Here is a 13,106-nt window from a genome sequence, read left to right on the forward strand (position 1 = left end):
CAAATTCAAAAAAATTCGTCAATTCGTTTAATTCGGACAATCACTAAACGCTTCTAATTAAAATCATTACATTTACTGCAATCAAACAAACCGCCTCTGTTACTTAACACCCCAAACAGGCTTATTACATTGCCTGGAATTGCATAACAAACAGCCTTATTTAACGGCTGTACCTTCACTTTAAAAAAGCGAACTGGTTTCTTATTGTTATTTAATTCCAACATTAAATGTATTTTATCCAATCACAACGGTTAAAGATGATACCGTTAACACACGCGCAATTATTATTGCTTAAACAAAACCGTAAGCTGCTGGAGCTATCATTAGGCTTAACACCTTCAGCTATGCTGATCGATCCGTTATATATCAAAGAAATTGATGATGCCTTCGATAGTTTCTGGCTGCCTAATACGCTCGCCTTTCCTGATAAATACCTATGGTATACCGGCTGGGAGATTGTTCTTAAAAGCACCAATACTGTCATTGGCGGCATGGGTTTTGCCGGTTATCCTAATGATGCCGGCGAAGCGGAGATTGGTTATATGATCGACGCCAACCAGCATAACAAAGGTTATGCTACAGAAGCTTTACAATTACTTTCGCAATGGGCATTTACACATGAATTTGTAAAAGCTATCATAGTGCGCACGTATGCAGATAACTTGCCATCACGAAGGATATTGGAAAAGTGCGGTTTCACTTTAATGAATGAAGTTGAATGCTTATTGACTTATAGCCTGAACCGCGAGTAAACAGATCAGGGAATCACCATGATTTTACCTAAAACGGCAGTCAATTACATAAAAAAACGGCACCGATCATAGATCAGTGCCGTTTTAGTATCTGTTAAACCGAATAATTAATTATTCGCCTTTTTCAGCGTTCTCTTCGTTTTCAGAAGGTGCAGGTGCCTCAGCAGCCGGCTCTTCTTTAACGTCTTCAACTACTACAGCTTCTTCTGCAGCTACAGGAGCAGCAGTTTTAGCTTTTGCACCAGAACCACCACGACGACGGGTTGATTTCTTAGCAGGAGCAGCAGCGTCAGCACCGTAAACAGTGTTGTAATCAACAAGCTCGATGATTGCCATTTCAGCGTTATCGCCTAAACGGTTTTCTAACTTGATGATACGGGTGTAACCACCCGGACGGTTAGCAATTTTTTCAGCGATTTCGCGGAAAACGATTGATGTAGCGTCTTTATCCTGCAAGTAGCTGAATACTGTACGACGTGAGTGCGTAGTATCGTTTTTTGATTTTGTTAAAAGTGGCTCAACATAACCGCGTAAAACTTTTGCTTTTGCTAATGTTGTAGTGATACGCTTGTGTAAAATAAGCGAAGATGCCATGTTAGCCAGCATCGCTTTGCGGTGGCTGGTAGTACGGCCTAAGTGATTGTTTTTGTTTCCGTGTCTCATTGTTTTATATATTTCACGTGCATACCGTTGGGCGATAGCCTCAAGCCCTCGGAATTATGCTTTCGCTTAATGTTTGCAACAAGAATCAAGAGCCAAGAAATCAAGAGTCAAGATATAAAATTCCTGATTCTTGCTTCTCACCGTCTTGCTTCTTTCTTATTCTTCGTCTAACTTAAATTTAGACAGGTTCATGCCAAAAGATAAACCTTTTGATTTAACCAGGTCCTGGATTTCAGTTAACGATTTTTTACCAAAGTTCCTGAATTTTAACATGTCAGCAACATCGTACGATACCAGGTCAGCAAGGCTGCGGATATCAGCAGCTTTAAGGCAGTTAAGGGCACGTACAGAAAGGTCAAGATCAACCAGTTCAGTTTTAAGGATCTTGCGCATATGCAGGATCTCTTCATCCACTTCTTTGGTTTCTTCTTTAGCTTGTGCTTCAAGCATCATGTTTTCATCGCTGAACAGCATAAAGTGCTGGATCAGGATTTTAGCTGCTTCTTTCAAAGCATCTTCAGGGTGGATCGAACCATCGGTAGCAATATCCAATACTAATTTCTCATAGTCGGTTTTTTGCTCAACACGATAGTTTTCGATGGTATATTTTACGTTTTTGATCGGCGTATAGATCGAGTCGATAGCGATCACACCTACGTTAGCGTCAGGATTTTTATTTTCCTCGCTTGGTACGTAACCACGGCCCTTGCCTACAGTAAGCTCAACTTCAAGCGTTACAGCCGGATCCATATTGCAAAGTACCAAATCAGGATTTAATACAGTAAAGTTGTTAGAGAATTTGGTGATATCTCCTGCTTTAAATGCATCCTGGCCATTTACAATAACAAATATTTTCTCGCTGTCGCCAGATTCACCTGTTTTCTTAAAACGAACTTGTTTAAGGTTCAGGATGATCTCGGTTACGTCTTCAACAACACCTTTGATGGTTGAAAATTCATGAGTTACTCCCGAAAAACGAACAGAAGTAATTGCATAACCTTCAAGTGATGAAAGTAAGATACGACGCAGAGCATTACCAATGGTTACACCAAAACCTGGTTCTAACGGACGAAATTCAAACGTACCATCAAAATCATTTGCTTTTTGCATGATAACCTTGTCTGGTTTTTGAAATGCTAAAATTGCCATTTATATCCTTTATTTATTGTTTACTTGATAATTGATTTGAGATATGGGATTTGAGATGTGAGATTTACTCTGCTGTTCAAACGCTTATTCAAATCTTTTGTTTGTGATTTGCATATATACGAAAACCAGAAATGAGATTTGAAAAAACTCTCAAATCTCACATCTGATATCTCATATCTTATTTAGAGTACAACTCGACGATCAGGTTTTCCTTGATGTTTTCAGGGATCTCATCGCGGTTAGGATAGTTAAGGAATTTACCTGTAAGGTTGTTCGCATCCCACTCTAACCAGCTGTATTTGTTGATTCTTCTACCGGCTACTGAAGTAGTGATAGCCTCTAATGATTTAGATTTTTCACGTACTGCAACCACATCACCAGCTTTCAATGCATATGAAGCGATGTTTACAACAGCACCGTTAACAGTGATGTGTTTGTGGTTAACCAATTGACGTGCTGCCGAACGTGTAGGAGCAATACCTAAACGGAAAACAGCGTTATCTAAACGAGCTTCCAGGAATTTCAACAGGTTTTCGCCTGTGATACCTTCTTTAGCAGAAGCACGGTGAAATAAGTTTTCGAACTGACGCTCTAATACACCATAAGTGTATTTAACTTTTTGTTTCTCTTGCAACTGAGTAGAGTACTCTGATTGCTTTCCACGGCGTTTTGAAGCACCGTGCATGCCCGGAGGATAGTTTTTACGTTCTAACGCTTTGTCCGGACCGAAGATCGGCTCACGGAAACGACGGGCAATTTTGGATTTTGGTCCTGTATATCTGGCCATTTTTGTGTGTTCTTAAAGTATCATGCAGCCTGCAGCTGCCGAATCTTAGCTTTAAAAAATATGTTAATTAAACTCTTCTTCTTTTTGAAGGACGGCAACCGTTGTGTGGAAGCGGTGTAATATCTTTAATCGTAGTTACTTCGATACCTGCAGTTTGCAAAGTACGGATAGCTGACTCACGACCGGCACCTGGGCCTTTTACAAATACTTCAACTTTACGTAAACCTAAGTCATAAGCAACTTTACCGCAATCGGCAGCAGCTTGTGAGGCAGCGTAAGGAGTATTCTTTTTTGAACCTTTGAAACCCATTTTACCAGCTGATGACCATGAAACTGCCTGGCCGGTTTTGTTGGTAAGGGTGATGATGATGTTGTTGAAAGTAGCATTGATGTGTGCTTCGCCAACCGGCTCAACAATCACAATGCGTTTCTTGGTTACTTTTTTAGCTTTAGCCATTTTTTTAATTTTTGAATTAATGAATTACTGAATTAACGAATAATCCGGACCCATTAATTATACTGTCAAAATGAGGTATTCCTGATGATTTAAAGGTTATCAAGCGGCAATTAACCAATCTCTAACCTCTAAGCACCAATCACTATTTAGTAGCTTTTTTCTTGTTAGCAACTGTTTTACGTTTACCTTTACGGGTACGTGAGTTGTTTTTAGTACGCTGACCACGTAATGGTAAACCTTTACGATGACGTGTACCGCGGTAACAACCAATATCCATCAAACGCTTAATGTTAAGCTGCACCTCTGAACGTAATGCACCTTCAACCTTAATTTGGTCGTTAATAATTCCGCGTATAGAAGATAATTGCTCATCGGTCCAGTCTTGTACTTTGATATTAAAATCAATACCAGCCTCAGTCAAAATTCTTTGAGCTGTTGAGCGGCCAATACCGAAAATGTAAGTAAGTCCGATTTCTCCTCTTTTATTCTTTGGTAAATCAATACCTGATATCCTTGCCATATTTCTTGTAATTTATTGAGTTATCGAATTATTGAATTATCGAATCGCTATCATCAGTAATTCAATCATTCTCCAATTCAGTAATTGTTCTTAGCCCTGGCGTTGTTTAAACTTCGGGTTCTTCTTGTTAATAACGTAAAGTTTCCCGTTACGGCGGATGATCTTGCAATCAGCGCTGCGCTTTTTGATGGATGCTCTAACTTTCATCTTTTTATTTATATCTATAGGTTATTCTACCCTTTGTTAAATCGTATGGACTCATTTCCAGCTTCACCCTGTCGCCAGGAAGAATTTTAATGTAGTGCATACGCATTTTGCCCGATATGTGCGCTATAATCTCATGACCATTTTCAAGTTCAACTCTGAACATTGCATTTGACAATGCCTCTCTAATTGTACCGTCTTGCTCAATCGAAGATTGTTTAGCCATATTTTGTTGATTATTACTTAATTATCCGCCCTAAAACCGGGATGCAAAATTAATAAAAAATTATTTAATTATTATTTTTTTCTTTTAAAACATTTTCTACGTAATCAAACGTCGATAAAATGTCTGGAGTACCTTTTCGTACCGCTACTGTATGCTCATAATGTGCCGAAGGTTTCTTGTCAGATGTTGAAACTGTCCAGCCATCATCCCAAAACTTAACACCGGCACGGCCGGCATTGATCATGGGCTCAATGGCTATCACCATGCCTTCTTCCAGTTTGATACCGGCACCGCGTTTGCCATAGTTAGGTACTTCGGGTTTTTCGTGCAGTTTTAATCCCACACCATGGCCAACAAGTTCCTTTACTACACCAAAGCCGTTCTTTTCGGCATGCTCCTGTACCGCGTATCCGATATCACCTACCCTCATCCCTACAACCGCTTTTTCAACACCCAGCTTTAAGCATTCCTGCGTTACACGCATCAGCTTTTTAACCTGGTCGTTAACCTCACCAATGGCAAAGGTATAAGCCGAGTCGCCGTAGTATTTATTTAAAACAACGCCGCAATCAACTGATACCAGGTCGCCTTCAGTTAAAACATGCGATCCGGGGAAGCCGTGTACAACCTGGTCATTCAGGGAGATACACAGTGAATAAGGAAATCCGTGATAGTTTAAAAAAGCAGGAACACCGCCGTTGTCCCGTATAAAGGTTTCGGCAAGCTTATCCAGTTCAATTGTTTTAACACCCGGAGCGATAACCTTAGCTATCTCTCCGAGTGTTTTTGAAACAAGTAAAGAACTTTCTCTTATGAGTTCTATCTCTTCGACAGACTTATAATTGATTTTTGACATTGCTAATTAAATCGCTGTCGGACTGGTACCGGCAGCGGCAGGCATAGCTGTACGTCCCTTAATCCGTCCGGTTTTCATTAAACCATCATAATGTCGCATCAACAAGTGACTTTCTATTTGCTGCAATGTATCCAAAACAACACCCACCAGGATGATCAGCGATGTACCGCCGAAGAACCTTGCGAATACCGGAGATACACCAACCAAACTGGCCAATGCCGGGATGATTGCTATAATAGCCAGGAATACTGATCCTGGTAAAGTGATCTTTGAAATTACGCCATCAATAAACTCAGCAGTAGTACGGCCTGGTTTAATGCCCGGGATAAAGCCACCATTCTTCTTCATATCATCGGCCATTTGGTTAGGATTAACCGTAATAGCAGTATAGAAGTAAGTGAACAGGATGATCAGGATCCCAAACAACAGGTTATGCTCCCATGAGTTATAGTTAGCTAAAGCTATCAATATGCCGTTTGATGATACGTTAGGGAAAAACTGCGATACAGTTTGCGGGATAAACATCAATGCCTGAGCAAATATGATTGGCATTACACCTGCAGCATTTACCTTTAAAGGTATATACTGGCGTACACCGCCATATTGTTTGTTACCCACAATACGTTTAGCGTATTGTACCGAAATTTTACGCGTTCCCTGTACTATCAGTATAGTAAACATTACTACACCAATAAGACCTACGATCTCCACAATGAAAGCAATTAAACCACCGGCACCGCCATTACGCGAAACGAACTCGGTAGTAAACGCCATTGGTAACTGAGCAATGATACCCACCATGATAATAAGTGAAATACCGTTACCGATACCTTTATCGGTGATCTTTTCGCCTAACCACATTACAAATAATGTACCTGCCGTTAACACAAAAGTGTTAATGAAGATGAAGGTAAAAGGATCGGCAATAGTCCTTGCATCAGCAGCAACCTGCGATTTAAGGTAACCTATAGCCTGTAAAAAGGTAATACCTATTGTTAGGTAGCGGGTCCATTGGTTAAGCTTGTTGCGACCGCTTTCACCTTCTTTTTGCAATTTGGTAAAATACGGAACGGCAATACCCAGCAGTTGCACCACAATTGAAGCCGAAATGTAAGGCATAACACCTAACGCAAAAATAGAGGAACGTGAAAACGATCCTCCTGCAAACATATTCAGCAATCCTACTAATCCTTCTGCTTTTTGGGTTGATGCTACCGCGGCGTTAACGCCCGGCAAAACCACGAATGAGCCTACACGATATATTAAAAGAAATAAGAGTGTGTTAGTAATACGCACTCTCAGATCTTCGATTTTCCAGATATTGGATAATGTGGTGAAAAATTTCTTCATCGAAATTATAACTTAACTATGGTACCACCTGCAGCTTCAATAGCTTTTTGAGCTGTAGCAGTAAATGCATGTGCTTTAACTTCTAATTTGGCAGTAAGCTCACCACGGCCCAGGATCTTAACCAGGTCGTTACGTGATACCAAACCGTGCTCTTTCAAAGTATCAAAATCAACAGCAGTAAGCGAAAACTTTGTTACTAATTCCTGAAGTACGTCAAGGTTTACACCTGTGTACTCAACACGGTTAGGGTTTTTAAAGCCCACTTTAGGCACACGACGCTGTAAAGGCATCTGACCGCCTTCAAAGCCTACCTTGGTGCTGGTACCTGAACGTGAACCGGCGCCTTTGTGGCCACGGGTTGACGTACCGCCACGGCCAGAACCTGTACCACGGCCAATTCTTTTTCTATTTTTGGTTGAACCTTCTGCAGGTTTTAAATTACTTAAATTCATGATATTAAATATTTTCAACCGCTACCAGGTGGTTCACTTTCCTAACCATCCCAACTATAGCAGGTGTAGCCTCAACTTCCACACTGTGGTTAATTTTACGCAAGCCTAAAGCCTCGATTGTTTTTTCTGGCGTTCCGTTCTGTCGATCACGCTCTTAATCTGTGTTATTTTGATCTTAGCCATGACTGATTATCCGTTAAATACTTTACCTAAACTAATTCCGCGCTGTTGTGCTACTGTATTTGCATCACGTAACTGGGCTAATGCCGATACGGTTGCTTTTACCACGTTGTGCGGGTTTGATGAACCTTTTGATTTTGCCAATACGTTGTGTACACCTGCCGACTCTAATACGGCACGCATAGCACCACCTGCAATTACACCGGTACCGTTAGCTGCTGGTTTAATGAAAACAAAACCACCGCTAAATTTACCAATTTGCTCATGAGGTACAGTTCCGTTAATAATTGGAACTTTTACCAGGTTCTTTTTAGCATCATCAATGCCTTTAGCAATAGCTTCAGTTACCTCTTTAGCTTTACCTAAACCGTAACCTACAACACCGTTTTCATCACCTACTACTACGATAGCAGAGAAGCTGAAAGTACGGCCGCCTTTGGTTACTTTGGCAACACGCTGTATGCTTACCAAGCGGTCTTTTAATTCGATCTCGCTTGTTTTTACTCTTTTTATGTTGATTGTTGACATTTCTCTTTTCGATTAAAAGTTTAAACCACCTTCACGTGCACCTTCGGCCAATGACTTAACACGGCCATGGTACAGGTAACCGTTCCTGTCGAAAACCACATCTTTAATACCTGCAGCGATAGCTTTTGAAGCTACCAGTTTACCTACAGCTACCGATTGATCTGATTTTGTACCTTCAGCGGCAAAATCTTTTGATAAAGATGATGCTGAAACTAAAGTTTTACCGGTTACATCGTCAATGATCTGCGCATAAATACCTTTATTACTTCTAAATACTGACAGGCGGGGACGTTCTGTTGACCCTGAAAGGCGTTTCCTGATGCCTTTTTTAATCCTGTCTCTTCTTGATAGTTTAGCTCCCATGACGATTATTTTTTAGATGCTGATTTACCTGCTTTTCTTCTCAAAATCTCGCCCTGGAACTTGATACCTTTACCTTTGTAAGGCTCTGGTGCACGTAATGAACGGATTTTAGCTGCTACCTGGCCAATTAACTGTTTGTCAATTGATTCAAGGATGATGGTTGGGTTTTTACCCTTATCAGCAGTGGTTGTAACTTTAATTTCTTGAGGTAATTCAAATACATAGTGGTGAGAGAAACCCAACACTAAATCTAATGTATTACCGGTATTGGTGGCACGGTAACCTACACCCACTAATTCCTGGGTTACTTTGTAACCTTCGGTTACACCAATTACCATGTTATTTAAAAGCGCGCGGTATAAACCATGTAACGCTTTGTGACGTTTTTGATCAGACGGGCGTTGAACCAGTAACTGACCGTCTTCCTGTGCAATAGTGATATCGCTATCAATTGCCTGTTGCAACTGGCCTTTAGGACCTTTTACGGTAACAACATTATCTGCTGAAACTGTAATGGTTACTCCCTGTGGCAGTGCTATCGGTGCTTTTCCTACTCTTGACATTGCTTAAATTTCTTCTGTTAATAAACGTAGCATAAAACCTCACCACCAACATTTTGCTGACGAGCTTCTTTATCAGACATAACGCCTTTAGAAGTTGACAGGATGGCGATACCTAAACCATTTAGTACACGTGGCATGTTTTCCATACCTGCGTATTTCCTCAAACCTGGTTTGCTGATGCGCGAAATGCTGCGGATAGCAGAAATTTTAGTTATCGGGTGGTATTTCAAAGCAACTTTGATAGTGCCCTGAGGACCATTATCCTCAAACTTATAATTTGCAATGTAACCTTTGTCGAAAAGCACCTTAGTGATTTCCTTCTTCAGATTTGATGCAGGAATTTCAACAACCCGGTGGTTGGCTTTAATAGCATTCCTTACTCTTGTAAGATAATCTGCGATTGGATCTGTATTCATTTTATTGTGTTATGACGGTGGTTTCCTTCCGGTAACATCCCGGGCGACCTTCCATCGGTTAATTCATTCATTTTAAGCTCAATGCATAAAGCAAAAAGCCTAAAGCTTTTATGCCTTACGCTTTTCGCCTTTTGCTTTCAGCTTTTGCTTACCAGCTTGCTTTTTTCACTCCCGGGATCTTGCCTTCAAGAGCCATTTCACGGAATGTAACACGTGAGATGCCAAACTGACGCATATAACCACGAGGGCGGCCGGTTAATTTGCAACGGTTGTGCAGTTTTACCGGTGATGATGCTTTTGGTAATTTATCTAAAGCAGCGTAATCGCCAGCTTCTTTTAAAGCAGCTCTTTTTTCAGCGTATTTAGCTACTAATTTTGCGCGCTTTACTTCACGTGCTTTTACACCTTCTTTAGCCATTGCTATTTTGATTTTTAAATGGTAAACCAAATTGTTTCAACAACTCCAATGCTTCAACATCGTTTGTTGCGGAGGTTACAAAGGTAATATCCATACCTTGGATTTTATTGATTTTGTCAATATTTATCTCAGGGAAGATAATTTGCTCAGTAATACCTAATGTATAGTTGCCGCGGCCATCAAAACCTTTATCGTTGATGCCTTTGAAGTCACGGATACGTGGCAGGGCTACAGCGATTAAACGATCCAAAAACTCGTACATTGTGTTGTCACGCAGGGTAACACGTACGCCAACCGGCATATTTTTACGCAATTTAAAGTTTGAGATATCTTTTTTAGATTTTGAAGATACTGCCTGCTGACCAGTGATGGTAGTTAACTCAGTGATGGTGTTTTCGATCAATTTCTTGTCGGTAGTTGCACCACCTACACCCTGGTTAATGGCAATTTTCTCCAATTTAGGAACCTGCATTACGCTTTTGTACTGAAATTTATCTTTCAGTGCGGTGCGGATTTCGTCCTTGTATTTTGATTTTAATCTTGGTACGTAAGTCATTACTTAATTTCCTCCCCTGATTTTTTTGCTACCCTTACTAATTTGCCGGCGTCATTTTTTTGACGGCCAACACGGGTTGTATTACCTGTTTTAGGATCAACCAGCATTAGGTTTGAAATATGTATAGCAGCTTCTTGTTTAACAATTCCGCCGTTAGGGTTAGCAGCATTAGGTTTTGTATGTTTTGATACCATATTGGCACCTTCAACAATAGCCCTGTTCTTATCTACCAAAACCTCAACGATTTTGCCTTGTGATCCTTTTGAATCGCCGGCGATAACTTTAACCAGGTCGCCTTTACGGATCTTTAATTTTACTTTCTTTTCCATGTTACAATACCTCCGGTGCTAATGATACAATTTTCATAAATTGTTTCTCGCGCAGTTCCCTTGCAACAGGGCCAAAGATACGTGTACCTCTTGGCTCGTCCTGGTTGTTTAACAACACAGCTGCGTTATCGTCGAAACGGATATATGAACCGTCTTTTCTGCGGATCTCTTTTTTAGTACGCACAACTACGGCTTTTGATACGGTACCTTTTTTAACGTTACCTGATGGTAAAGCGCTTTTTACGGTAACCACAATTTTATCGCCGATTGATGCATACCTTTTACCGGTACCACCCAATACACGGATCACTAAAACTTCTTTAGCGCCGCTATTGTCGGCTACTGTTAATCTTGATTCCTGTTGTACCATCTTATTTAGCCCTTTCTAAAATTTCAACTAATCGCCAGTTTTTGGTTTTGCTCAGCGGGCGGGTTTCCATGATCAATACTGTATCGCCTACGCCACAAGTATTGGTTTCATCATGAGCCATAAATTTGGTAGTCTTTTTTACGAACTTACCGTAAATAGGGTGTTTCACCTTACGTTCAACGGCCACAACGATAGATTTCTCCATTTTGTTGCTAACTACGAGGCCGGTACGTGTTTTTCTTAAATTTCTTTCCAATTCCATTGTCTGAATGTTTAAAAAATTAATTCTTTTCAGAAGCGGCCGCCGCTTTACGTTTTGTTAATTCAGTATTTAACTGAGCAATTCCTTTGCGTACTTTAGTTATACGGGACGGGTTCTCAATAGCTGAAACTGCATGAGCGAATTTCAATTTGGTTAGGGTAGCCCTTTCCTCGCTGATCTTAGCAACAATCTCTTCAGTTGATAGGCCCAAAATTTCTGAGTTCTTCATTTTTCTTTGTTATTTGTTGTCTGTTGGTAAGTTTAAACGTTGTATTGTTTTTATTTGAATGGTGAAATTCGGCATCTAACTTCACAACATTAAAACTTTACAACTCTTCAACTAACTCCTCAATTTATGCTTCTACGTAATCCCTACGTACAATAAATTTAGTTTGCACCGGTAATTTCTGTGCTGCAAGGCGTAAAGCCTCTTTAGCAACTTCCAAAGGCACGCCTTCGGCTTCAAAAATGATCCTTCCGGGGCGTACTACCGCAACCCAGTATTCAGGAGCACCTTTACCTTTACCCATACGTACCTCTGCAGGTTTCTTGGTTACAGGTTTGTCAGGAAATATCCTGATCCAAACCTGTCCTTCACGTTTCATAAAACGTGTTACAGCGATACGTGCAGCCTCGATCTGACGGCTGGTGATCCATGCCGCTTCGAGTGATTTAACACCAAAAGATCCGAATGAAAGTTCAGCACCACGGGTGGCTAAACCTTTCATCCTGCCTTTTTGCATCTTTCTGAACTTCGTTCTTTTTGGCTGTAGCATTTTCTTAAGCTTTTATATCGTTATTCGATATTTGTCTTGTACTTTAATTATTATCTCTTACCTGGGCCACCCGGACGGTTTCCACCTTGTCCACCCGGACGGTTTCCACCTTGTCCGCCCGGACGGTTACCACCGCCACGACGATCGCCACCTGGTTTCCTGTCGCCACGACGCTCACCGCCGCGCTCGCCGCCTCTTTCGTTACCACGGCCACCAAAGCCTGGTGCACCGCCCTCTGGCCTGCCACCTTTACCGCTTGCGCTGCTGGTACCGCCAATGTTTGGAGAAAGATCGCGTTTGCCATAAACCTCGCCTTTGCAGATCCAAACTTTAACACCTATTTTACCATAGGTAGTTAATGCTTCTGCTAATGCGTAGTCAATGTCAGCACGGAAAGTGTGCAAAGGAATCCTGCCTTCTTTATATTGCTCGCTACGTGCCATCTCAGCGCCGCCTAAACGGCCTGAAGTCATTACCTTGATACCTTCGGCACCCATACGCATGGTTGCAGCGATTGTGGTTTTCATGGCACGACGGAAAGAGATACGTGCTTCTAATTGTTTTGCAATGCCTTCTGCTACTAATTGTGCATCAAGCTCAGGACGTTTGATCTCGAAAATGTTGATCTGAACTTCTTTCTTGGTAAGTTTTTTCAACTCTTCTTTGATCTTGTCAACTTCCTGACCGCCTTTACCGATCACAATACCCGGACGGGCAGTGTGGATAGTTACGGTAATGCGTTTTAAAGTACGCTCGATAACTACTTTAGATACACCACCTTTAGCAATACGAGCTGAAAGGTATTTGCGGATTTTTTCGTCTTCAACTAATTTATCGGAGTAGTTGTTGCCACCGAACCAGTTAGAATCCCAACCTCTGATGATTCCTAACCTGTTACCTATTGGATGTGCTTTCTGTCCCATTTCAAA

23 protein-coding genes and 1 pseudogene are annotated in these 13,106 nt (G+C 41.1%); 1 reads left to right on the forward strand and 23 read right to left on the reverse strand.

Features of this window, described 5'->3' with window-relative positions; genetic code table 11:
- Positions 1 to 257 precede the first annotated feature (257 nt).
- Entirely contained in the window at positions 258 to 752 is a 495-nt protein-coding gene (locus ACQ86K_RS26495; protein ID WP_189549181.1) for a GNAT family N-acetyltransferase, read from the forward strand.
- A gap of 111 nt (positions 753 to 863) precedes the next feature.
- On the opposite strand, the gene rplQ is transcribed toward ACQ86K_RS26495, so the two are convergent.
- From rplQ to rpsC, 23 genes and pseudogenes are all read right to left on the reverse strand, one after another.
- A complete protein-coding gene (rplQ, locus tag ACQ86K_RS26500) occupies positions 864 to 1,415 on the reverse strand; it encodes a 50S ribosomal protein L17 (RefSeq protein WP_176627929.1) in 552 nt (183 codons plus the stop codon).
- A 156-nt stretch (positions 1,416 to 1,571) separates the two neighbouring features.
- Positions 1,572 to 2,564 (reverse strand): DNA-directed RNA polymerase subunit alpha, encoded by a 993-nt coding sequence (locus tag ACQ86K_RS26505; RefSeq protein ID WP_090529218.1) that lies wholly within the window; start codon positions 2,562 to 2,564, stop codon positions 1,572 to 1,574.
- Positions 2,565 to 2,742: 178 nt separating this feature from the next.
- Positions 2,743 to 3,351, reverse strand: coding sequence for a 30S ribosomal protein S4 (gene rpsD, locus ACQ86K_RS26510; RefSeq protein WP_090529221.1), 609 nt, complete (start codon positions 3,349 to 3,351; stop codon positions 2,743 to 2,745).
- Positions 3,352 to 3,418: 67 nt separating this feature from the next.
- Positions 3,419 to 3,808 (reverse strand): 30S ribosomal protein S11, encoded by a 390-nt coding sequence (gene rpsK, locus ACQ86K_RS26515; protein WP_090529224.1) that lies wholly within the window; start codon positions 3,806 to 3,808, stop codon positions 3,419 to 3,421.
- 142 nt (positions 3,809 to 3,950) lie between these two features.
- Positions 3,951 to 4,328, reverse strand: coding sequence for a 30S ribosomal protein S13 (gene rpsM, locus ACQ86K_RS26520; protein ID WP_090529226.1), 378 nt, complete (start codon positions 4,326 to 4,328; stop codon positions 3,951 to 3,953).
- Positions 4,329 to 4,418: 90 nt separating this feature from the next.
- Entirely contained in the window at positions 4,419 to 4,535 is a 117-nt protein-coding gene (gene ykgO / locus ACQ86K_RS26525) for a type B 50S ribosomal protein L36 (protein ID WP_022833269.1), read from the reverse strand.
- 4 nt (positions 4,536 to 4,539) lie between these two features.
- Positions 4,540 to 4,758 (reverse strand): translation initiation factor IF-1, encoded by a 219-nt coding sequence (gene infA, locus ACQ86K_RS26530; protein WP_022833270.1) that lies wholly within the window; start codon positions 4,756 to 4,758, stop codon positions 4,540 to 4,542.
- 64 nt (positions 4,759 to 4,822) lie between these two features.
- On the reverse strand, positions 4,823 to 5,614 hold the full coding sequence (map, locus tag ACQ86K_RS26535; RefSeq protein WP_129569163.1) for a type I methionyl aminopeptidase: 792 nt from the start codon (positions 5,612 to 5,614) through the stop codon (positions 4,823 to 4,825).
- 6 nt (positions 5,615 to 5,620) lie between these two features.
- Positions 5,621 to 6,964 (reverse strand): preprotein translocase subunit SecY, encoded by a 1,344-nt coding sequence (gene secY, locus ACQ86K_RS26540; protein ID WP_090529231.1) that lies wholly within the window; start codon positions 6,962 to 6,964, stop codon positions 5,621 to 5,623.
- Between the two features lie 5 nt (positions 6,965 to 6,969).
- A complete protein-coding gene (gene rplO / locus ACQ86K_RS26545; protein WP_090529235.1) occupies positions 6,970 to 7,416 on the reverse strand; it encodes a 50S ribosomal protein L15 in 447 nt (148 codons plus the stop codon).
- A gap of 4 nt (positions 7,417 to 7,420) precedes the next feature.
- A pseudogene (rpmD, locus tag ACQ86K_RS26550) lies at positions 7,421 to 7,599 on the reverse strand (50S ribosomal protein L30).
- Between the two features lie 6 nt (positions 7,600 to 7,605).
- Positions 7,606 to 8,124: a 30S ribosomal protein S5 gene (gene rpsE, locus ACQ86K_RS26555; protein WP_090529238.1), complete on the reverse strand. Its 519-nt coding sequence runs from the start codon at positions 8,122 to 8,124 to the stop codon at positions 7,606 to 7,608.
- 12 nt (positions 8,125 to 8,136) lie between these two features.
- A complete protein-coding gene (gene rplR, locus ACQ86K_RS26560) occupies positions 8,137 to 8,487 on the reverse strand; it encodes a 50S ribosomal protein L18 (protein ID WP_090529241.1) in 351 nt (116 codons plus the stop codon).
- Positions 8,488 to 8,492: 5 nt separating this feature from the next.
- On the reverse strand, positions 8,493 to 9,050 hold the full coding sequence (gene rplF, locus ACQ86K_RS26565) for a 50S ribosomal protein L6 (protein WP_090529244.1): 558 nt from the start codon (positions 9,048 to 9,050) through the stop codon (positions 8,493 to 8,495).
- 17 nt (positions 9,051 to 9,067) lie between these two features.
- Entirely contained in the window at positions 9,068 to 9,466 is a 399-nt protein-coding gene (rpsH, locus tag ACQ86K_RS26570; protein ID WP_090529247.1) for a 30S ribosomal protein S8, read from the reverse strand.
- A 148-nt stretch (positions 9,467 to 9,614) separates the two neighbouring features.
- On the reverse strand, positions 9,615 to 9,884 hold the full coding sequence (gene rpsN, locus ACQ86K_RS26575) for a 30S ribosomal protein S14 (protein WP_090529250.1): 270 nt from the start codon (positions 9,882 to 9,884) through the stop codon (positions 9,615 to 9,617).
- A complete protein-coding gene (rplE, locus tag ACQ86K_RS26580; RefSeq protein ID WP_090529254.1) occupies positions 9,877 to 10,440 on the reverse strand; it encodes a 50S ribosomal protein L5 in 564 nt (187 codons plus the stop codon). Before rplE ends, rpsN begins: the two co-directional genes overlap by 8 nt.
- The gene (gene rplX / locus ACQ86K_RS26585; RefSeq protein ID WP_090529257.1) at positions 10,440 to 10,769 is read right to left on the reverse strand and encodes a 50S ribosomal protein L24; all 330 of its coding nucleotides are present in this window, start codon (positions 10,767 to 10,769) and stop codon (positions 10,440 to 10,442) included. Before rplX ends, rplE begins: the two co-directional genes overlap by 1 nt.
- A gap of 1 nt (position 10,770) precedes the next feature.
- Positions 10,771 to 11,139, reverse strand: coding sequence for a 50S ribosomal protein L14 (gene rplN, locus ACQ86K_RS26590; protein WP_090529260.1), 369 nt, complete (start codon positions 11,137 to 11,139; stop codon positions 10,771 to 10,773).
- A gap of 1 nt (position 11,140) precedes the next feature.
- A complete protein-coding gene (gene rpsQ, locus ACQ86K_RS26595; RefSeq protein ID WP_091166929.1) occupies positions 11,141 to 11,395 on the reverse strand; it encodes a 30S ribosomal protein S17 in 255 nt (84 codons plus the stop codon).
- 25 nt (positions 11,396 to 11,420) lie between these two features.
- Complete coding sequence (rpmC, locus tag ACQ86K_RS26600) at positions 11,421 to 11,630, reverse strand: 50S ribosomal protein L29 (protein ID WP_090529266.1); 210 nt, start codon at positions 11,628 to 11,630, stop codon at positions 11,421 to 11,423.
- A gap of 124 nt (positions 11,631 to 11,754) precedes the next feature.
- Positions 11,755 to 12,177, reverse strand: coding sequence for a 50S ribosomal protein L16 (rplP, locus tag ACQ86K_RS26605; protein WP_090529269.1), 423 nt, complete (start codon positions 12,175 to 12,177; stop codon positions 11,755 to 11,757).
- Positions 12,178 to 12,227: 50 nt separating this feature from the next.
- Complete coding sequence (rpsC, locus tag ACQ86K_RS26610; RefSeq protein WP_090529273.1) at positions 12,228 to 13,100, reverse strand: 30S ribosomal protein S3; 873 nt, start codon at positions 13,098 to 13,100, stop codon at positions 12,228 to 12,230.
- Positions 13,101 to 13,106: the final 6 nt, after the last annotated feature.

Source organism: Mucilaginibacter sp. P19 (assembly GCF_050632265.1).
Classification (GTDB): Bacteria; Bacteroidota; Bacteroidia; order Sphingobacteriales; family Sphingobacteriaceae; genus Mucilaginibacter; species Mucilaginibacter gossypii.

Coding starts and splice junctions, on each gene's coding strand:
- ACQ86K_RS26495 (WP_189549181.1), top strand. CDS start 258: ATGATACCGTTAACACACGCGCAATTATTATTGCTTAAACAAAACCGT.
- rplQ (WP_176627929.1), bottom strand. CDS start 1,415: ATGAGACACGGAAACAAAAACAATCACTTAGGCCGTACTACCAGCCAC.
- ACQ86K_RS26505 (WP_090529218.1), bottom strand. CDS start 2,564: ATGGCAATTTTAGCATTTCAAAAACCAGACAAGGTTATCATGCAAAAA.
- rpsD (WP_090529221.1), bottom strand. CDS start 3,351: ATGGCCAGATATACAGGACCAAAATCCAAAATTGCCCGTCGTTTCCGT.
- rpsK (WP_090529224.1), bottom strand. CDS start 3,808: ATGGCTAAAGCTAAAAAAGTAACCAAGAAACGCATTGTGATTGTTGAG.
- rpsM (WP_090529226.1), bottom strand. CDS start 4,328: ATGGCAAGGATATCAGGTATTGATTTACCAAAGAATAAAAGAGGAGAA.
- ykgO (WP_022833269.1), bottom strand. CDS start 4,535: ATGAAAGTTAGAGCATCCATCAAAAAGCGCAGCGCTGATTGCAAGATC.
- infA (WP_022833270.1), bottom strand. CDS start 4,758: ATGGCTAAACAATCTTCGATTGAGCAAGACGGTACAATTAGAGAGGCA.
- map (WP_129569163.1), bottom strand. CDS start 5,614: ATGTCAAAAATCAATTATAAGTCTGTCGAAGAGATAGAACTCATAAGA.
- secY (WP_090529231.1), bottom strand. CDS start 6,964: ATGAAGAAATTTTTCACCACATTATCCAATATCTGGAAAATCGAAGAT.
- rplO (WP_090529235.1), bottom strand. CDS start 7,416: ATGAATTTAAGTAATTTAAAACCTGCAGAAGGTTCAACCAAAAATAGA.
- rpsE (WP_090529238.1), bottom strand. CDS start 8,124: ATGTCAACAATCAACATAAAAAGAGTAAAAACAAGCGAGATCGAATTA.
- rplR (WP_090529241.1), bottom strand. CDS start 8,487: ATGGGAGCTAAACTATCAAGAAGAGACAGGATTAAAAAAGGCATCAGG.
- rplF (WP_090529244.1), bottom strand. CDS start 9,050: ATGTCAAGAGTAGGAAAAGCACCGATAGCACTGCCACAGGGAGTAACC.
- rpsH (WP_090529247.1), bottom strand. CDS start 9,466: ATGAATACAGATCCAATCGCAGATTATCTTACAAGAGTAAGGAATGCT.
- rpsN (WP_090529250.1), bottom strand. CDS start 9,884: ATGGCTAAAGAAGGTGTAAAAGCACGTGAAGTAAAGCGCGCAAAATTA.
- rplE (WP_090529254.1), bottom strand. CDS start 10,440: ATGACTTACGTACCAAGATTAAAATCAAAATACAAGGACGAAATCCGC.
- rplX (WP_090529257.1), bottom strand. CDS start 10,769: ATGGAAAAGAAAGTAAAATTAAAGATCCGTAAAGGCGACCTGGTTAAA.
- rplN (WP_090529260.1), bottom strand. CDS start 11,139: ATGGTACAACAGGAATCAAGATTAACAGTAGCCGACAATAGCGGCGCT.
- rpmC (WP_090529266.1), bottom strand. CDS start 11,630: ATGAAGAACTCAGAAATTTTGGGCCTATCAACTGAAGAGATTGTTGCT.
- rplP (WP_090529269.1), bottom strand. CDS start 12,177: ATGCTACAGCCAAAAAGAACGAAGTTCAGAAAGATGCAAAAAGGCAGG.
- rpsC (WP_090529273.1), bottom strand. CDS start 13,100: ATGGGACAGAAAGCACATCCAATAGGTAACAGGTTAGGAATCATCAGA.